At 45.5% G+C, this 18,066-nt stretch carries 21 protein-coding genes; 20 read left to right on the forward strand and 1 reads right to left on the reverse strand.

The features are described from left to right. Positions 1-200: 200 nt before the first annotated feature. The 5 genes from IYN85_RS22650 (at position 201) to IYN85_RS22670 (ending at position 3,654) form a co-directional block, all read left to right on the forward strand. Positions 201-1,064, forward strand: coding sequence for a PA4780 family RIO1-like protein kinase (locus tag IYN85_RS22650; RefSeq protein ID WP_196161245.1), 864 nt, complete (start codon positions 201-203; stop codon positions 1,062-1,064). After that, positions 1,051-1,644 carry a Crp/Fnr family transcriptional regulator gene (locus IYN85_RS22655; RefSeq protein ID WP_196161246.1) on the forward strand — a complete coding sequence of 198 codons (594 nt, stop codon included), beginning with the start codon at positions 1,051-1,053 and terminating at the stop codon, positions 1,642-1,644. Before IYN85_RS22650 ends, IYN85_RS22655 begins: the two co-directional genes overlap by 14 nt. Before the next feature lie 185 nt (positions 1,645-1,829). Further along, positions 1,830-2,366 (forward strand): zf-TFIIB domain-containing protein, encoded by a 537-nt coding sequence (locus IYN85_RS22660; protein WP_196161247.1) that lies wholly within the window; start codon positions 1,830-1,832, stop codon positions 2,364-2,366. A 91-nt stretch (positions 2,367-2,457) separates the two neighbouring features. Continuing rightward, the gene (locus IYN85_RS22665; RefSeq protein ID WP_196161248.1) at positions 2,458-2,790 is read left to right on the forward strand and encodes a hypothetical protein; all 333 of its coding nucleotides are present in this window, start codon (positions 2,458-2,460) and stop codon (positions 2,788-2,790) included. A gap of 474 nt (positions 2,791-3,264) precedes the next feature. Beyond that, on the forward strand, positions 3,265-3,654 hold the full coding sequence (locus IYN85_RS22670) for an HIT family protein (RefSeq protein WP_196161249.1): 390 nt from the start codon (positions 3,265-3,267) through the stop codon (positions 3,652-3,654). Positions 3,655-3,862: 208 nt separating this feature from the next. Here the strand turns inward: IYN85_RS22670 and IYN85_RS22675 are convergent, their stop codons facing one another. After that, complete coding sequence (locus IYN85_RS22675) at positions 3,863-4,456, reverse strand: hypothetical protein (RefSeq protein WP_196161250.1); 594 nt, start codon at positions 4,454-4,456, stop codon at positions 3,863-3,865. 166 nt (positions 4,457-4,622) lie between these two features. Here IYN85_RS22675 and IYN85_RS22680 point away from each other — a divergent pair, with 166 nt between their 5' ends. From IYN85_RS22680 to IYN85_RS22750, 15 genes are all read left to right on the forward strand, one after another. Then, the gene (locus IYN85_RS22680; protein WP_196161251.1) at positions 4,623-5,777 is read left to right on the forward strand and encodes an adenylate/guanylate cyclase domain-containing protein; all 1,155 of its coding nucleotides are present in this window, start codon (positions 4,623-4,625) and stop codon (positions 5,775-5,777) included. A 680-nt stretch (positions 5,778-6,457) separates the two neighbouring features. Beyond that, positions 6,458-8,176, forward strand: coding sequence for an ABC transporter substrate-binding protein (locus tag IYN85_RS22685; RefSeq protein WP_196161252.1), 1,719 nt, complete (start codon positions 6,458-6,460; stop codon positions 8,174-8,176). After that, complete coding sequence (locus tag IYN85_RS22690; protein ID WP_230390938.1) at positions 8,176-8,907, forward strand: ABC transporter substrate-binding protein; 732 nt, start codon at positions 8,176-8,178, stop codon at positions 8,905-8,907. The genes IYN85_RS22685 and IYN85_RS22690 overlap by 1 nt, the downstream gene beginning before the upstream one ends. A gap of 214 nt (positions 8,908-9,121) precedes the next feature. After that, complete coding sequence (locus IYN85_RS22695; RefSeq protein ID WP_196161254.1) at positions 9,122-9,436, forward strand: DUF4288 domain-containing protein; 315 nt, start codon at positions 9,122-9,124, stop codon at positions 9,434-9,436. A gap of 101 nt (positions 9,437-9,537) precedes the next feature. Beyond that, positions 9,538-9,963 carry a hypothetical protein gene (locus IYN85_RS22700; protein ID WP_196161255.1) on the forward strand — a complete coding sequence of 142 codons (426 nt, stop codon included), beginning with the start codon at positions 9,538-9,540 and terminating at the stop codon, positions 9,961-9,963. A 699-nt stretch (positions 9,964-10,662) separates the two neighbouring features. Then, the gene (locus IYN85_RS22705; protein WP_196161256.1) at positions 10,663-11,151 is read left to right on the forward strand and encodes a JAB domain-containing protein; all 489 of its coding nucleotides are present in this window, start codon (positions 10,663-10,665) and stop codon (positions 11,149-11,151) included. A 576-nt stretch (positions 11,152-11,727) separates the two neighbouring features. Beyond that, on the forward strand, positions 11,728-12,090 hold the full coding sequence (locus IYN85_RS22710; RefSeq protein ID WP_196161257.1) for a DUF2750 domain-containing protein: 363 nt from the start codon (positions 11,728-11,730) through the stop codon (positions 12,088-12,090). Positions 12,091-12,200: 110 nt separating this feature from the next. Further along, on the forward strand, positions 12,201-13,058 hold the full coding sequence (locus IYN85_RS22715) for a lysozyme inhibitor LprI family protein (RefSeq protein WP_196161258.1): 858 nt from the start codon (positions 12,201-12,203) through the stop codon (positions 13,056-13,058). Between the two features lie 78 nt (positions 13,059-13,136). Then, entirely contained in the window at positions 13,137-13,583 is a 447-nt protein-coding gene (locus IYN85_RS22720; RefSeq protein ID WP_196161259.1) for a hypothetical protein, read from the forward strand. Positions 13,584-13,602: 19 nt separating this feature from the next. Further along, complete coding sequence (locus IYN85_RS22725; RefSeq protein WP_196161260.1) at positions 13,603-14,022, forward strand: hypothetical protein; 420 nt, start codon at positions 13,603-13,605, stop codon at positions 14,020-14,022. Between the two features lie 80 nt (positions 14,023-14,102). Beyond that, positions 14,103-14,687, forward strand: coding sequence for a hypothetical protein (locus IYN85_RS22730; RefSeq protein ID WP_196161261.1), 585 nt, complete (start codon positions 14,103-14,105; stop codon positions 14,685-14,687). Between the two features lie 95 nt (positions 14,688-14,782). Beyond that, positions 14,783-15,097 (forward strand): antibiotic biosynthesis monooxygenase, encoded by a 315-nt coding sequence (locus tag IYN85_RS22735; protein ID WP_196161262.1) that lies wholly within the window; start codon positions 14,783-14,785, stop codon positions 15,095-15,097. Between the two features lie 972 nt (positions 15,098-16,069). After that, complete coding sequence (locus IYN85_RS22740; protein ID WP_196161263.1) at positions 16,070-16,495, forward strand: DUF6559 family protein; 426 nt, start codon at positions 16,070-16,072, stop codon at positions 16,493-16,495. Between the two features lie 209 nt (positions 16,496-16,704). Next, a complete protein-coding gene (locus tag IYN85_RS22745) occupies positions 16,705-17,049 on the forward strand; it encodes a hypothetical protein (protein ID WP_196161264.1) in 345 nt (114 codons plus the stop codon). Positions 17,050-17,471: 422 nt separating this feature from the next. After that, positions 17,472-18,002: a metal-dependent hydrolase gene (locus tag IYN85_RS22750; RefSeq protein ID WP_196161265.1), complete on the forward strand. Its 531-nt coding sequence runs from the start codon at positions 17,472-17,474 to the stop codon at positions 18,000-18,002. Positions 18,003-18,066 lie beyond the last annotated feature (64 nt).

An 18,066-nucleotide genomic window follows, 5' to 3' on the forward strand; every position in this document is an offset into this window, starting at 1 on the left:
CCTGACTCTTCCAATATAGCACAACGTTTCAAAATGACCGTTTAGCAGTCCCGATGCGCTCAGAGCGCATAAAATGGGTACTCGATACAGGGTGAGTGTAACCGTGTGAGTCATGGGTTATTATGCCGGAATACCTCAGTTCGCGAGCCATAACACCGTAAGCTGCTGAGCGAACCCCACTCAGCAACGTATAGGATGACATGAAAGTACCCAGCCGCCTGCAACCCCTTGTCGAAGATGGTTTGATCAACGAAGTGCTCAGTCGCCTGATGAGCGGAAAAGAAGCCGACATCTATATTGTTCGCTGCGGCGATACCATACGCTGTGCCAAGGTCTATAAAGACGCCGTCAAACGTAGTTTTAAGAAAGCAGTGCAGTATCAGGAAGGTCGTGCCGTTCGCAGTGGTCGCCGTGCCCGCGCGATGGAAAAGCGTTCCCGCTATGGCCGCCAGCAGCAGGAAGAAGTTTGGCAGAACGCCGAAGTGGATGCATTGGCCAAACTGTCAGCCGCCGGCGTCCGAGTCCCGGAGACCTTTGGGTGTGTCGATGGTGTTCTGCTCATGGAATTAGTCACCGACGATGAAGGCGACGTCGCGCCGCGGTTGGATGATGTGATATTAACCGAAGAGCAAGCCTTGGAAGACCATGAGCTGGTGATGCATTACATCAAACTGATGCTTTGTGCGGGGATTGTGCACGGAGATCTGTCGGAGTTTAATGTGCTGTTGGACGCTTACGGCCCGGTCATCATCGACTTACCACAGGCAGTAAATGCCGCCGCGAATAACAACGCTAAAGCCATGTTCACGCGCGATGTGAACAAAATGACGCAATATTACGCCCAATTCGCACCGCAACTCGCCGAAAGTCAGTACGCCAAAGAAATGTGGGCGCTGTTTGCCGAAGGTGAACTGAAACCCGATACCCCGCTGACGGGCTTATTTGAAGACGACGGAAGCGATGCGGATGTCGATGGCGTCCTGGAAGAAATTAAAGCGGTGCTCGCCGAAGCGCAGGAAGAGCGTGAGCGAATGCAGCGGCTGCTCGGTGATGATGACGAATGACCTTGCCAAACAAGGCCTGAAAACCTATCTGCAACGCTGGCTAACGGATGACGACATTCATTGGCCATCATTTCTGGACTCCACGCGGGTCCTGTCTGTTGCCAAGAATGAACGACTGCTGACCGCAAACGAAACCCGAGGCGTATTCTGGTACGTCGCCCAAGGTTTGGTGCGAAACTTCTATACCACCGAACGGGGTAAAGAGTTCAACAAAAGTTTTATCCCGGCCCCAGGGTTTTGCGGCGCCATGAGTGAACTTATTCTCAGCCAGCCCAGCCGATTTTCCATCGCTGCACTGGAGCCCACCGTTGCGGTAGCCATACCCGCGCAATGGTTGCGGGACAGCAAAAAAAGCTCCCCAGCCGTGCAAGCGTTGGCATTGACCATTGCCGAACAAATGGCCCTGAAAAAGGAACAACGCGAAGCCGAGTTATTGCTCGATGATGCCACCACCCGATACCAAAATTTTATAGCCACAAATCCCCAGCTCGCCAACCGCTTGCCCGCTTATCACATAGCGTCGTATCTCGGGATGACGGAGGTAGCCTTGTCCCGTATCAAGCGGCAGTTAGTGTCCTGAGTCGGAAGTTCGTATCGTTTCAGAGCTCATGGGAAGCGCTAGTACAAGGCGCTCTTTGTAGAGTTACCCTAGAGTATCGGTAATATTTTTCTTTCAGCATTTCTATAAGTACGACTGACATCATGTACTTTCTCTTCACATGACATTACATTGAGCAAAATTTTTTAAAAAAATAAGGAGATGATATGCAGTGCCCCAAGTGTCGACACACTGAATTGAAACCCACGAAACTAGATGACGGCTTGCCCGCCATGGGATGTACGCATTGCGACGGTGCTTTTGTATCGCTGTTGTACTATCGCGACTGGATTGAATCCCATGAACTGTCAGGAACTGACGCAACCCAAGAAGCGGCAGTTCAGGCGATAGACGATACCAAAACCGCGCTGAGTTGCCCGAAGTGCAGCAAGTTGATGACCAAGTACTCTGTAGCAGATTCTGTCGATAACCGGATTGATCTGTGCAGTAGCTGTGACGAAGCCTGGATTGATGGTGGCGAATGGACATTGCTCAAATCTTTGCAATTAGCAGATAAGCTACCGTCGGTATTTACCGAACAATGGCAGCGGAAAGTCCGGACTGAAAAAATGGCCGCGCTGAAGCTTGAAAGATTGAAAGCGATCGTTGGTGAAGATGATGCCAAGAAAGCGCTGGAAATAAAAACATGGCTGAAAGCAAATGCACATAAAGCTGCGCTCATACAATTCTTAGGGTCAGATTGATTTCTGTTCAGAAATTAAGATTTTTATTTTTTTAATCACGTCCATCGGAAGTCGTTGGCCGTCATTGTAGTAGTTACAAAAAGGAAATTTTATGGATCTATTAGGACTTGTGTGTAACCTGGCCTTTGCGTTGCTTTTCATGATAATCGCCAGCAAGAAAATGTTTAAAAATTCAAAACTATGGCATTTGCTCGGTTATGTGGTGGTGGCTTATATCATCATGCCCATACCGACGATCGGTACCGTGGCCTCTATTGTCTTCTTGATCGCTTGTCTGGTGAAATGGGCGGATGCCACCGGTATTGAAGCAGTAGGCTATGCCATGGTGAGCTTTATTCTCGCGACAATATTGGGCGACTTAACCGCCTATATTATTGTTAACGGTGGATTGCCTCCGAGCCCAGCCGAGTATTTTAGCAGTTGATTTTTCGCTAGGACCACTCTGGTTAAAAAAATCACTTGGGTCCTGGCAGATCCAATGAGGTCGGCGAAGTGCTGTTGGAAGAGGTTCTGAAAACAGGTCCATTTGTCGGGCGGTTGAAACACACGCTCAACGCATTGAGTTAATGGCATCTCTAAAAAGTCCGTCGGTCTCTGCGCGTGTACTAGCAACGTGCAATACGAGGCAAACACTGAAGGGAATGACGAGTCCTTTTCAAAGTGTTCAACGAAGGATTGAGCGTTGCTAGGCCGCGCCCTGCGAGGACTTAAGAACGAACTTATGGGTTTGTTGAAAATTCTTAACTTAGCCTGTTAGGTTTTCAAATTTTCGCCTAGCCCTAACCTCGTTCTTAAGTCCAGAGTCTGATGGACTTTCTAGAGGTGCCCTTAAGCCAGCTTTACCATCGGTGCGTCATTTGGATACACTCCTAAACCAACCACTGCAGGAAATAGTTACTTGACTATCGTTGAACAAATAGTAGCCCGGCAGCTAGAAGCCGCCATTGTGTATGAGTCGGAACACGTTATTGCATTCGCCGATCACGACCCGATCAACGTCGGGCATATTCTGATCTGCCCGGTAAAACCATATGAGAGTTTTATCGATTTGCCGGACACCATTTACGCTGAAATTACCGAGGTTGCCCGTGACCTCTTCAAACGCATTGAACGGTTGTACCAGCCCGACGGTATTTCGTTTATTCAGAACAATGGCAAGTGCAACGAACTCGACCATTACCACTTACACATCTTCCCTCGGTTTGAAGGCGACGGCTTTGGCTGGACCAGTAATGATCTGGGCATACAGCCGGTTGAAAAACTCAGGGAGATGTTGGCACAGCTATAGGGGTTCTTAGAGCTTTTCGAGGGAGACTTGTAGCGCGGGAAACACAGCGACAGAATGTCTTCAGAAGCGATCAGTGGTTGTTGAGCACCTTGAAATTTTGATTTCATCAGACGTGCCCTAGAATTTCTCTTCAGTCTGTAACAGTGAGCAAATCTAAGAGTACGGGTGCGTTCAGTTAGTGATAAGTCAATACCTAAAATGAGCCTGCTTAGCTTGAGGCGTTAGTGCAACTCGCGTTTTTCCAGAATTGACGTTCTATCTTGGGCATTAGGAATGCTGTTCGTGCGATAACGCCAATAGGAAAATGCTCAATGTCACCAACAGCGAGAGAGTATTGGCCGCTGTTGTTTTTGTTGTAGATTTTAATCGTATAGGTACCAGCAGGTAGAGTTCGGTTGGACTTGAAGTTTTCTCCTATTTCAGGGCCTACCCAGTACCAGTTTTTACCGAATTCTTCGTACCATGCCCACCATTCAAAATTCTCACCATCAGCAAAAAACAAACGGTTCCCTTCGGCGTCAAGAACATCAAAGCTAAAGGTCTGACCTACCGCGCAGTTCTCAAGTTTCGCTTTGGTAATACCTGCATAGAAACTGAATTCAGTTTCGCTGCTGAGGGTGTAATAGTGTGGGTTACCCTCCAGCTCTTTAAAAATCGCTTTGGATATCTCGGGTTCTTCGATGACAAATGGCGATGTTTCATTGCCTGTACCGTCGAGCTTCATGATCGGTTGGTGGGCATAAGCAGGATAAGCCGTCATTACCGCCACAACTAGAAGTAAAAGGCTCAAAAAAGGTTTCATGATATCCCCCCTCGGTAACGTACAAAAAGTACGGTAGGGAGCTGGTAGTGGATCACTAAGGCATCGATCGTTGTACTGCCAACAACAGAACCTGAGTTTTGGATTCAAAGTTATTTTTTTTCGAACAGCTATACTGCTGACCATTACTCACAGCCGGAGCCCATCGATGCGATCCGAGCAGCGTTTAACGTCTTGGCTACAGGAATACGATGAACAAGATCAGGTGCCCGAGCACCTGCACGGAACCTTTATGACCTTGCTGAATAACGCAGGGTTTTCTGTCTACCGTTCAAGCCTTTGGCTGCCAACCCGTCACCCAGAACTGTGGGGCACGCAATTGATATGGTCGCACAACGAAGGCGTTAAGGCATATCGGCGGGATCATGGCATAACCCAAACCTCTACCTACCTGAACACGCCAGGGGAACGCATGCATCAGGCGCGCAAGCCATTGCGCTGGCAATTGGCAAAAGGAGAGGGGTTGGAAATGTCGTTATTGCAAGAGATCGCCGACGAAGGCGGTAACGACTATCTCATTGTTCCATTCCATACCGATCACAAATTTGAGCAACCGTGGATCACATTTGCCACAAAGCAACCTGATGGGTTCACCAATGACGAAATCGATAGCCTTATTTCTTACTGCATGCCGTTGAGTTGGAAGGCGCGCGTTGCTATGGCCGATATGGCGACTCGATCACTGTTACAGGTTTACTTGGGTGCAAACGCGGCTGACCACGTCTTGCAAGGGGAGTTTCAGCGCGGCACGGGAACGCGCATTGATGCTGTTATTTGGTTTTGCGACATGCGTGGTTTTACATCGCTAGGCGACCGTTGCAGTTCGGAAGAGCTGGTGGCAATACTGGATGACTACTTTGAAGTGATGTCTGCGCCGATTGAATCCGGCGGTGGTGAAATCTTGAAATTCATTGGAGATGCTATTCTCGCTGTGTTTCCTCTGGAGTCCGAGATCAAAACTGTCGCGACTAAGGCAATTGACGCGGCGCAAACTGCGTTGGCAAAGTTGAGTACTTGGCGAGAACAGCAGACGGGGTATCGCAAGAGCATATCGGCAGGGATCGCCCTGCACATGGGCAGTGTTCTGTATGGGAATATTGGCGGCAGTTCCCGACTGGATTTTACGGTCATCGGTGCGGCGGTAAATGAAGCCTCGCGCATTGAATCGCTTTGCAAAACGCTCGCTCCATTGCTTGTCACCGAGCCAGTGGCGTTGGCTGCACAGCAGCCGATGAAATCGCTTGGTCAATTTGAACTCAGAGGCGTCGAAGAACCCATCGCGTTATTTACACCACAGAACTGAAACCCGCCAATTGTATGCAAGAACCAAAGTGGGTCGTTAATTAACACTGAGTGAATACGGGTTTATAGGATGGTTTTGTCTGGTTTGGTGAAATATACGGGCTAGTGTCCTGAGTCGGAAGTTCGTATCGTTTCAGAGCGAATGGGAAGCGCTAGTACTAGGCGCTCTTCGTAGAGAGCTTGAATGGTACGCTGAATTCATGCGAACTGCCGACTCAGGGCACGAGCATTCCCTTGTGCGCGTTGTTGCTGGAGTGGCAGGTTCTTGTTGTGTGGGAATTCGCAAAGCTGTTGTTGCAAGAGGTTTAGAGAACTGGCCTTTTAGTCGGGCGATTAAAACGCATGCACGCATCGGACGGTTGTACCAGCCTGACGGTATTTCGTTTACCCGAACAATGGCAAGTGCAACGAACAGGACTGGAACCACTTGCACATCTTTCCCGGGTTTAAAGGCGGCGGCTTTGGCTGGTCCAGTAAGGTGCTGGGTATTTAGCCAGTTGAAAAACAGCGGAAACTGTTCGCAGATTTATAGTGGTTTAACCAATGGGCAGCACTGATCTTAGCGCTTGTTCGATATCATAGATTCCTCGGTATTTGGCTGAAAATCCGGTTAATTCTGGGTTTGAATGCACTTTTATAATCTATACTTAATTTTTCCGAGTCATCTATTTGGGCATCAATTTGGTCAGGGTTATACATTCGTACAGTGGTTTTCTAATCTTACTGTTTTTATCCTCGTTTTCCTGGGCTGCATTGCCCATTTCAGAATCTATCAACCAATGGCTCGATACCGAATTTGTGAACAGTACCCTGACGCGGGAGCAACAAGAAAAAGAATTATTGTGGTTTCACCGGGTAAGCGAACCGTTGCGTGGCATGAGTATTCGGGTAGTCTCAGAACGGATCGATACGCATTGGTATGAAGCGAATGTGCTGACGAAAGCCTTCGAAGATATTACCGGTATTCAGGTTATTCACGAAATAACCGGCGAAGATGATGTCATCAAGAAAATATCCACGCAAATGGCGTTAGGGTATAACCTCTACGATGCCTACATAAACGACAGTGATCTTATAGGAACCCACTTTCGATCTGACAACATAATGGCGATCAGCGATTTGATGGCGCAACACGGGAAGGACTTCACGCTCCCAACCTTGGACCTGGACGATTTCATTGGCCTTGCGTTTACTACCGGACCAAATGGGAAAATCTACCAATTGCCGGACCAGCAGTTTGCCAATCTCTATTGGTACCGCCACGACTGGTTTTCACGGGAAGATTTTCAGGAGCAATTTAAATCGCGCTACGGCTACGACTTAGCCGTCCCTCAAAATTGGGCTGCCTATGAGGATATTGCCGAGTTTTTTACCATGCATGTTAAGGAAATTGACGGCGTTAAAGTCTACGGCCATATGGACTACGGCAAGAATGATCCTTCTCTGGGCTGGCGTTTTTCAGATGCCTGGCTATCGATGGCTGGTGCCGGTGATAAGGGCCTACCAAACGGTCTGCCAGTTGACGAATGGGGCATACGAGTAGAAAACTGCAGCCCTGTTGGCGCCAGCGTCTCTCGGGGAGGGGCGTTGAACAGCCCAGCGGCGAAATTCGCCCTGACCAAGTACATTGAATGGCTTGACAAATACGCGCCGCCCGATGCGAGGAACATGAATTTTAGCGAATCTGGCGCCGTGGCAGCGCAAGGAGCGATTGCCCAACAAATTTTTTGGTATACCGCTTTTACCGCAGATTTTATTGACCCGACACTTCCGGTTACCGACGAGCAAGGGCGACCAAAATGGCGCATGGCGCCTTCGCCACGTGGACCTTATTGGGAGTCGGGTATGAAATCGGGGTATCAGGACAACGGCGCTTGGACGTTTTTAACCTCTACACCGGTAGACCGGCAGCAAGCGGCTTGGTTGTACGCGCAGTTCGTGGTTTCAAAAACGGTATCGCTGCAAAAGATGATTAAAGGCCTAACGCCTATCAGGCAATCGGACATTGAATCGGATTACATGTCAAAAGCTGCGCCAAACTACGGAGGATTAATCGAGTTTTATCGCAGTTCCGCTCGTCTTTCCTGGACCCCAACCGGGACCAATGTACCGGACTACCCGAGTATGTCTAAGCTGTGGTGGCAAAATATTGCCAGTGCGGTGTCAGGAAAAATGACAGCTGAGCAAGCTATGGATAATTTAGCCGAAGAAATGGACAGCGAGCTGAAACGCCTAATGAACAATGCCGCTGACAATTGCCAACCTAAGTTGAACGATGTATCACCGGAAAGCACCTGGCTTGAAAAACCGGGTTCACCAAAACCCAAACTTGAAAACGAAAAACCCAAAGGGGAAACGCTTCCTTACGTTGAAGCCCTGCAGCGTTGGGAAATAAATTGATGTTGTATCGTTATTTAGCAGCGGTTTCTACGGCAATGATTCTCACCGTTTCGCAGGCGGCCGGTGAAGTTGTTACGCTTTACACCGAGGAAGCACCACCTTATTCCACCATAGTTGGTAACAGAATACGCGGGTTATCCGTTGATATTGTGAAAACGCTATTTGACCGCTCAAAACTGCAATACGAGATTCAAATGTTGCCGCTAAAGCGCGCGATCTACACCACGCTTTTAGAAACGAACAGTTGTGTTTTCCCACTTGAGAGAAATCAGGAACGGGAGGTTGAATTTCACTGGGTCAGCCCAGTTCTGTTGTCGCAGACCGCCTTCTATGTATTAAAAAATTCTGGCATTGAAATTCGGACCCTTGAAGATGTTGAAGGCTATATTGTAGGAAGCTACTCCGGTAGTGCGACTGCCAACTATCTCGCGAGCCAGGGAATTAAAACCTCCGTGATCCCCTATGACGCCCCGAATATAAGAATGCTCGAAAACAAACGCATTGACATTTGGGCGTCTGACACCTTGGTAGCGGATTATTTACTAAAGCAAAACCGGAATACAAATATTGAAAAGAAATTGGTTTACTTCACCACCTTACGCGCACTCGCCTGCAACTTGGAATTTCCTCCAACTGCGATAGAACGGCTGTCTGAAAATTTAGCTGAAATGTATCGAGATGGAACCATTCAAAGACTAATGGACAAGTATCAAAGTTCGGTACTGAATTGACAGCATGATCCAGCAACGACGCTCGCGTCTAACTAGCCAGTGGCCGAGTATTTCACTGTCTTTTGACAAGGAAACAGCAACGCCTACAATGCACCTCTTTTCGTACGTTGATCTGACTAGATTGGGGTAATGTGAATGAACCAGAAAGGCGTTGATCAGCCTGGTGTTTGGTTTGAGTTTTATAATTAAGAAGAACGAGGGAAGCGAGTCGCTTATGGCTTGGTATGCAGCAAGAAGTGTCTATCTGTTTGGCAGTAAGACAGATGTCCGCAATGTCTTTGAAGAGCGTATAGTTGTGTTTGAAGTAAACTCGTTCGACGAGGCTCATTTAAAGGCCGAAAATGAAGCGAAGTATTACGCGTCAGAAAATAGCTTTATAAAGCACCCAGAACAGTTGGTTTATCAACTGGACGGTGAAAAATTGGTGAGTAACTCAGAAGTTTGGTCAGAACTATTTGAAGCAGATATGGACCTTTCGGAATTCTACCATGAGCGATATACGCGATACGTCTATGACTCAAACAACTAACCGGTGCCCGGCTAAACGGCGCGGCAATGCATTATTTATTAAAGCTGAACCTCGGTTATAACCGTAATGATTCGATAATTTTATAAAGGCATAATTCAGAAGTGACAACGTATAAATCTGAACCACCCATAAGACGGCCACGAACTCGACTAGGGTGGTTACTCACAGACCGTTCTTTTATTTTACTCATGGGGCTATTCGCCGCCTATTACGTGACAGAATCGTTACTTATCGGGTTAACCATTATCCTGCTAAATGTCTGGCAGTTATTTGCCAGTCGCCTTTCGCCCAGCAACGTAAGTAGCTGTGAGGTTACCCTCCATGAGGATTGCTTCACCTACCGCGAGCTAAAATCCAAATACTGTGTAGACATCAACTATAACCGGGTTCGTTACGTGAAGATGCATGAACGTTTTGGCCTGACTACGGTGCAGATCGGGATCGACGAGCAAGCCGAACTCAGCTGCGTAAACATCGAAAATTCAGGTGCGTTAGTGAATGCGCTTAAGAGCGCAGCGGGCATATAGCTGTGTGAGTTTTTATAAATCGAAAACCGCGCAGGACAATAGTTTTTTAGACATTCATCACAATAATGTTACATCACCCAAAAAATAAATTGAGTTACGCGCACGCACAGTGTTTTATACGGGTTGGTTTTTCAGAAAAGTTCAGGAGGACAATAACTAAGAAAAAGCAGCGAAAACTAAGCGCTACCCCCGAGTGCGACCAACACTCAAGGGCAGCTAACCACAACCGATAACGTGAGTATCAATTATGGCTAAGCAGGATTCTAAGCTAGAGCACCGCTCGTTCCAAGAAAAAATCCTCTCACAAGGGAAACTAAGCGCACACAGCAGCGACCTTTAACACCCCGTTGAAGCGAAAACCCTTTGTGACCCCGCAGTAAAACACACAATCGCCAACCGGCACCGAAACCCACGCATAGAAACCGACCCCGCGTATTTACGCGCACTACACTGGTGGCGTTTTCGCATTGCCCTGGCGTTGTACACCGGAGCTTTTCCAAATTCGATGCGGCTAAAGCCGTGTTCCGTGACATTCGTGAGTTATCAGCAACTGTTAAAGCAGTACCGAAGTAACAACAGCCGCTGAATACACGCAGTAAAAACACAGAACACAATGCTTAGCCGCACATCTTGCCTGCGCACGCAGGCAAGGTTTCTGATGCTTTAAAGCAGAAAACAAATTTGAAAAGCGAGAAAACCATGTACAAAAAAATCACCAACATAGACGACGAACTGCTGTTCACCCACGCCCACCAACGCGAACTGGAAAAACCAAACCCAGTGATACTGGACAGCATCGCCCGAGCGGAACTGTACATTGCCAACACCTTCATCCACCTAAAACACGAAGCCATACACGCGCTTATGCTCAGCACCCGCAGTGTGTTATTGGAAAGTAGACCGATTCTCACCGGCAAATTCGCACTCAAAGAACTCACCAGCAACTTACTCATCAGCCACATCATTCAAGCCAACGCCACACGGCTCATCCTCATCCACCACAACCCGAAAGGAAGCTTATCGATTAAAGACAAGTACTTGCTGGAAGCCACGCGCATCAAAGACCGCCTGCTGGAATACTCGATTTGGCTGGACGATTTTTTCCTTATCACCAAAGCCGATACCGCTAACAGCAGTGGCTACAACCGGATGAACACCACCTCACTCGCCAGACTCGGCTTGGTGTAATCTTTTATTTGTGGGTCGGGCTTTAGCCCGACAATCACCAAACCCTTCCGTTCGGCCTGAGCGCGAAGCAGTCGAAGGGTTTGAGCCCGATTCCGCCACATCCTCGCGTCAACTTCACGAAAACTAACCGTGCATACTGTGCGAGAGGGCCTTAACCCCGACTAAACAATACTGGTTCAAATATCAGGCGTCAGACCGCAAATTAGCCTTTTGGCAAACAACTGAACTGATACCTATCTTGAGACCAGCAGCCACGCATGGGCAAGGCATGGGCAAGGCATCGGAATAGCCGTAATAGTGCCGCTGCGGCGGTAAAATCAGGGGATTATCAACATGGCCGTACATAGCCACCTACAAAGCCCTCCATCATTAATGGGCTCGCGAGGCGGTACTATTTTAAAAATAAAAGCGCAGTGGTTTTCTCACTATAATCAAATTGACAAACCAGACGGGAGTGCGCAGTATGACTCGCCATGAAAGGGTTTTGGCCACAAACAGAAGTATGCATAGGCCGAAACCATAAAAAACCGCCGCGGCGGTAGAATAAGCTGTTATGTGTAATACGAGGAATTGATAGTGAGCAATTCAGCAGCTCAAGCTAAAACTTTCTATGAAGACGTTACCAAAAATGGAAAGGTTTGGACAATTAGAGATGATAACGGCATTCCTGCACCAGAAGGTGATGGAGGAGTTCGGTCTATGCCTTTTTGGTCTTCGCTTGCTCGCGTAGAGAAAATAATTGAAAGTGTTCCTGCTTATAAAAAATTTGAACCTGTTGAGCTTGAACTGGAAGTCTTTAAAAGTAGATGGTTAATTGGCCTAAAAAAAGATGGTTTGAATGTTGGTGTTAACTGGTCAGGAGTCAAAGCTAAAGGCTACGATGTAAAACCAGAAGAGGCATTAAAAAATATTGAATACTATGAATCAAAAAACACATAACAAGGCGCAGCAGTCGGATTGCCAAAAGTGTCACGGCTTTTGCGTTCGCAAAAGCAGCGCCACTTTCGTCAACCGCAGTGCGCGGCGTTAGCAATATTCGAGGAACGGAATTGTATAGATCACTATTGATAATATTCTTAGTTGCTTTTTCACTCAAAGGCTACGCTTCACCTTCATTCAATTGCGAGAAGGCGAGTACGAGAATAGAGAAAACTATTTGTAACTATCCTTCACTGTCTAAACTCGACAAGAAGTTGTCCGTTGCTTATAAAGATTTGTTGAATAAAGCAGCATCAAATTCTAAGTTAGAATTGAAATCATTTCAGCGAAAATGGATAAAGCTGAGAGATTCGAAGTGCAATACAGGAGCAGTAATAAATGTTCGTTACTGCTTGGAATCTGAGTATGAGGATGCTATTTCAAATCTCGAAAGGGGCTTAATAATTCTCAAATACCCTATTCCACTGAATTCCAGTTTACAGCTGCCATTTGAAGATAACGTTGAGATAGAAGTCGTTTTGAGATCAAAAGACGTTGAAGAGCTGTCAGATAACAGGGAAGTCAAATGGAGAGAGCCTGGTGTTCCGGCGTATGGTCGTTACAGCCTGAATTACTTCGTAACGTCACCTTCTAGTTCCTTGATGATATTTAACGGCGAGTATCATGAAGCAGGGAATTATACCGATATTAGTCTGCTTAGCAGCTATTGGATAGCTATTTCCTCGGAAGGAGACGTAGCTGAGTTTTTGATCCTAAATGAATCATATATGACGGATCGATTAAATGAGTGGTTTTTGAAAATTTCAAATTTTGAAAAAGAACGCATGCTCACCAAAGAAGACTTCATGGTTCACTATGTTGGTGACAATACGTCTGATGAGCTTTATTCAGGGGATATCTATTTCCCAAGTGTTTCATCTACAGGAAAGGTATTTCTTGAAAATGAAAGCGTTAGCTTCGAGTACTAACAAGCGTATGTTGTCGGACTGGATTTACGCTGCACTCCAAAACAGTCGCAAATGCGGGCTTTATGTGAGTCACGAATCATGAGCGAAAATTACTATTCAACACTTAGAAGGTTTGATGATCCCGTTCGATGGGAAGAACCTGAAGGCTTCGACTACGAAAGTGAACAGAAAGCCTTCTATGCAGCAAAGAATCACTTGCAAAGCGTTCTAGGGCAAAAGTTAGATTTTGAGACTGGGAGCCACATCCAAGATGCCTCTTATCACAGCATGATAAGGCTGGTTGGTGACTTACTTAAAACACCAGAAGGCTATGCCCAAATTAGATTCAGTAATTTCGGTAAAATGGTTTCTATCCTCTATGAAGATATCATTAAAGAGAGTGTGCAAATAGATATAGTGCAACACTTAACAGCCCTCGGTTACCATTATATTCCAGAGGGCATACTGGAAAATCAATACACTGGAAAGAATCCTGGAGTTACTGGAATTGATTCTTGGTGGGTTCGTTATTTTGATTGGGTATAATGCACTGTTATGAGTAAATATGACTGAAACTATTCACGAAATTTCTCTTGAAAGTGGATTTGGTCCAATTAAATTCGGCAGTACTCCTAGTGTGGTAAAGAAAGATTGGGGTGAAGATCTTTGTTACGAGGAATGGATGGGTGGAAACCTTGAAAACTTCCTGTGCTTCAGAGGATTGCTTGTAGGTTTCAGAGGCGAATGTACTGACCACCCTACAGAAAATTCTCGAGTTTGCATGTTTCAAGTTAAAACTGTTTACCCGATTCGGCTATTTGGTAAGGAAATTAGCAAAGTATCAAAAGCGGAAATTGAGAACTTGTTATTGTCTAATGACCTTAAGTATCGTGAATTACCAAATGGTATACTTCAATGCATAGACCGACAACTTCAATTCCACTTTAATGATGGAAATCTAGATGAGGTATACTTTGCTAGCTGAACCTAATAACAATCACAGGCAGTCGACGCGAAAAAGTCCGCGCAAATGCTGCAAGCGTTATGCGACCTGAGAGAGATGCCGTGAAAAATTTCGAAGCAGTTAGGCTTTGGGGATTAGCACTAAATTTCTGGCGGCTGACTCGCAATGCTTCCGATGAGCTTGTAAAAGCTGGAAATCCAGATTCAATGTTTTATGAAGGCTGGGAAATTCCAACAGACGAAGAATATGAAGAGCATGTCAAGTGGGCTGATACCAATATTGCGGAGCCACTTCTCTTCAACTTCTACCATGGAATTGAGTTGAGTCATAAATCATTGATTGCAGCTAAAGGCATTGAGTTAAAAGCAAGTCATAAACTCTCTCAACTTTTATCCGAATTTAACTCTCTATATCCAAATTCGGTGTTAACCGAATTTTATGAAAAGTATATTGTTTTGGATAAATATCCCAATATCTTGAAGACCTTTTGTGTCGATTCCGGTATTACCATGGACTATTTTTTTCAAAGTCTTAAGTACCCTAGTAGTACAAAAGGAATATCGTTTAATCATTCTGTGCTGAGATTCAATGGCGAAGATGGAATCGAACTATTTCAAGATATTTCTAAAGAAATCGTTAAGGTAAAAGTTGAATTTACGAGGCTCGTAGAAGGGGAGTGTATTTGACAAACCGCATAACAAGGCGAGGCAGTTCGTTTCGCTCCTACACCGGTCTCGCTAATGCTCCCCGTTTAGCGGGGCGTTAAATAAAAGGATGAAACATGTATTGTGGAATTTATGAGTTTGAAGTTGATCCTGAAATGGAGACTGAATTCGAAAGCGCGTGGCATGCACTTACTAAGGTGATCCATGAAAAATACGGGTCTCTCGGTGCAAGGCTGCACAGAATTGAGACTGGAAAATACTTCGCATATGCACAGTGGCCGTCGAAGGAACGTTGGGACTCTGCATTTCCTAATATTGATCTATCGCCATATCCAGAAAATGAAACTTATCAAAAGGCACGGTTATCTACAAAAGTGGTATATGTAGGCGAGGCTACGAATGACTTTCTAAATGGAACTGAAATCATTTAAAGAGTGCGGGAAGTCTACGCGCATAAACCCGCGCAACGGCTATAAACGTTAGGTATAAGGAAATCGCGTGCAGAAAATCATAGTAATGTTTACGTTCTTTGTGTACTCACTTCCGACTCTCGCTTGTGACATGCCCATTAAGTCACCTGAAATTAATGAGCTAATCAATGTTTCGAAGAATGATGTCCAAGGCTCATTTACATTGCAGTTCCCGAATACAATTCAGAAACAATCGTATAGTCATACACATTTATCAATTACTGATATCAGTTCTGGAAAGGTTTTATTGACAGTGATGCCTGAGACGAAGATAAGCGGCGTAAATAGGAGTTTAGTTGTAAATACACTATTTGATTCAGGTTATGAAGTTAGCATTACAATATGGTGGCAAGGTAAGAGAGATCCTTGCCCAATAGTAGGCAGAAAGGTACTAGCAATATGGTAAGCTTGCCTAACTAACAAGGCTACTCAGGCCGACACATAGCTCAGTGGTTGGCTGTTAACTCGCTTCCGCTCACCGCAAGACGGTGGTGTTATATCTGAACCATGACTGACATACTTTCCAGATATTTAAACGACAAAAGAACCCTAGTTGTATTTTCTTGCTTGGGTCGAGGGCAACTAAACAAACGAGAAGACGCTACAAAAGCATTTGTTTCAATACGGAATATTTGTCACGATCAATTGCCTGGATTTGTTTTGGAAGCTAATAGCCTGACAATCCAGGAGCTTTCCCAGCTATACTCGGAAAATCAGCAAGTATATTTCGAAAACGATACTTGCTTGAAGGAAATCTTTAGGCTTATAGAGAATCCTAGTGATGAGGCGAAAAAGATCTATGAAAAATTTCTCGCGACAAGACAAGTCTTGTAGGAAATAAAATGTATACTAAAAAGTGGCTCCCATGCGCAAGTGAAATTATTACTGGCTGACGGACTTATCTAAATTTGGAGTTATTAAAAAGGGATGGATATGGGCGCAGTAGGAAATTTTGTGTTAAGGCGAAAAATTAAGAAGTACGCTAAGAAAATGCCCAAAGCATTGGCTGCTGAGTTTGGTAATGAGAAGAATTATAGTGAGGAAGAAGTTGAAGCAATTCTGAAAATTACAAAGTTATATAAAGCAGATTCTACAAGGAATTCATATGCATATGCCATGTATTGCTCTGAGAGTGGGTATATAAGGTATTTGGCAACCTCTCCTGGCGTTGAGGACTACGCAGCGGCTAGAGAACTTATACGTGCTACGGTGTTTCCAGATGCAAGCGGTTTCAATTTTTCTGCATTGTTGATAGACGCCAGTCACCCATTTGAGCACTCGACTTGGAATGGGGCTTCAGAAGGGAATGGTGCAGGTTTTGGTTCGGATGCTGGTGACGCAGGCGGCGGCAGCGATTGACCCAATAACAAGAAATTGTTGTTTGAGCCAAGAAACCCTGTACCGTAATTGTACTATCGCCTCGCTGCCGTTCAATTCAAAAGTAATCCGTGACAAGGCTTGAGGTGGAACCTTAAGAATTCGTTGCTGAAACTGACCCTGCTGTTTTCTAATAGCATGGCGAGCTTGAGGATTGCAATGATCGCTGACCTAAACATTGAGGATGCTAAATGAATCGATTTCTCATGACTCTGCTATTTTTACTTCCATTTCATGTCGCTGGAGAGGCGATGTCGCTAGAAGGCGCTTATTGGATAGACGGCAAAGTTCTAATAGATGCCCCTGACGGCCAGAAAAATAACACTCATATGTACTTCAGGCTGGAGGGCAAGACTGCTGAGGATCTTTATAACTTAATTGAGTCGGAGCCGGAATGGGATGAATGCGGAGTGGATCATTGGGAAAAACGCAATGACAAGCTCTCATGCGAATTCTATGAAAAGGAGAAGGCATATTATTGTTACTTTTCCATAGATATTCATTCAGAAGAAATGTTTTATGGCCCACCTTGCTAGCTCCATTAATTGGCCACATACCAAAAAGCGATTTCCTGTCTGCGCTATGTAATATATTTTTAGTGTAACCAACCAGTTTCAGTCCTGGTTAGGGTGACCTCTGTTTGTCCGTTAAAATAGGCTATTGACGGAAGGATTTTTCGTTCTGGATTGTATTCTCCTTGGTAAGGAATCCTGTTCTACCTTCGTTTAAACGTCTATATCGATGAGTTCGAATTTCGGAATCGAGCAGTGTATGTTTTCTGTTCGAATAATTGACAGTAGGGTAGTTAACACTGAATATGACCCGGCCCTTTAGTCTGTGTGTCAGTACTCTAGTTTTTAATTTTGAGATAGATCATAAAGGCTATAGCCCAACCAACAATGCCCATTTACGGGCAAACATCAGGAGTTTGAGTATCAGTCCCGGTAGTCACATACTCATGAGTTGGCTTTCGTCTAACTTGGTTAAAGTAGGCCAAAAAGAGCGGGCCATCATCACCGTTGCAGGTATTGCGCCAGATGTGGATGGTATTGGTTTATTGTTGGACCCAATTATTCGGGCGTTTGGTGGTACTTCAAATTATTGGGGGCAATGGCATCATACTTTACATTCATTCACTTTCTGTATGTTAATAGCAGCTGCGAGTTACGTTCTGGCAAAAGCGAATAAATTCACGGTTGCTTGCGTGGCCTTCATAGTGTTCCATTTGCATTTATTGTTCGACTTAGTCGGTTCGCGGGGACCCGATGGTTATCAATGGCCTATCCCCTACTTAGAACCATTTTCAGATCTTTATACGCTTACATGGCAACACCAATGGGCGTTGAACGCTTGGCAAAATGTAGTCATTGGATTTGTATTGCTAATATCCGTCGGTTTGGTCGCTAAGCGTTACCACCGTTCACCCTTCGAAGTTATATCAAAGAGAATGGATGAGGCTTTTGTACGCATGGTTCAGCGTACGTTTTAATGGCCTGTAGGTAAGCTCTTCCTTTTTTGCTCAGGGTTTTTAAATGGAATCGACTAAAGCCACC

This window comes from Reinekea sp. G2M2-21, assembly GCF_015687175.1.
Taxonomy (GTDB): Bacteria; Pseudomonadota; Gammaproteobacteria; order Pseudomonadales; family Natronospirillaceae; genus Reinekea.

Bases quoted from the DNA above. Each gene is read 5' to 3' on its own strand.
- IYN85_RS22745 (WP_196161264.1), top strand. From the start codon at position 16,705: ATGAATCGATTTCTCATGACTCTGCTATTTTTACTTCCATTTCATGTC.
- IYN85_RS22680 (WP_196161251.1), top strand. From the start codon at position 4,623: ATGCGATCCGAGCAGCGTTTAACGTCTTGGCTACAGGAATACGATGAA.
- IYN85_RS22750 (WP_196161265.1), top strand. From the start codon at position 17,472: ATGAGTTGGCTTTCGTCTAACTTGGTTAAAGTAGGCCAAAAAGAGCGG.
- IYN85_RS22690 (WP_230390938.1), top strand. From the start codon at position 8,176: ATGTTGTATCGTTATTTAGCAGCGGTTTCTACGGCAATGATTCTCACC.
- IYN85_RS22705 (WP_196161256.1), top strand. From the start codon at position 10,663: ATGTACAAAAAAATCACCAACATAGACGACGAACTGCTGTTCACCCAC.
- IYN85_RS22720 (WP_196161259.1), top strand. From the start codon at position 13,137: ATGAGCGAAAATTACTATTCAACACTTAGAAGGTTTGATGATCCCGTT.
- IYN85_RS22695 (WP_196161254.1), top strand. From the start codon at position 9,122: ATGGCTTGGTATGCAGCAAGAAGTGTCTATCTGTTTGGCAGTAAGACA.
- IYN85_RS22735 (WP_196161262.1), top strand. From the start codon at position 14,783: ATGTATTGTGGAATTTATGAGTTTGAAGTTGATCCTGAAATGGAGACT.
- IYN85_RS22650 (WP_196161245.1), top strand. From the start codon at position 201: ATGAAAGTACCCAGCCGCCTGCAACCCCTTGTCGAAGATGGTTTGATC.
- IYN85_RS22665 (WP_196161248.1), top strand. From the start codon at position 2,458: ATGGATCTATTAGGACTTGTGTGTAACCTGGCCTTTGCGTTGCTTTTC.
- IYN85_RS22655 (WP_196161246.1), top strand. From the start codon at position 1,051: ATGATGACGAATGACCTTGCCAAACAAGGCCTGAAAACCTATCTGCAA.
- IYN85_RS22740 (WP_196161263.1), top strand. From the start codon at position 16,070: ATGGGCGCAGTAGGAAATTTTGTGTTAAGGCGAAAAATTAAGAAGTAC.
- IYN85_RS22660 (WP_196161247.1), top strand. From the start codon at position 1,830: ATGCAGTGCCCCAAGTGTCGACACACTGAATTGAAACCCACGAAACTA.
- IYN85_RS22675 (WP_196161250.1), bottom strand. From the start codon at position 4,456: ATGAAACCTTTTTTGAGCCTTTTACTTCTAGTTGTGGCGGTAATGACG.
- IYN85_RS22725 (WP_196161260.1), top strand. From the start codon at position 13,603: ATGACTGAAACTATTCACGAAATTTCTCTTGAAAGTGGATTTGGTCCA.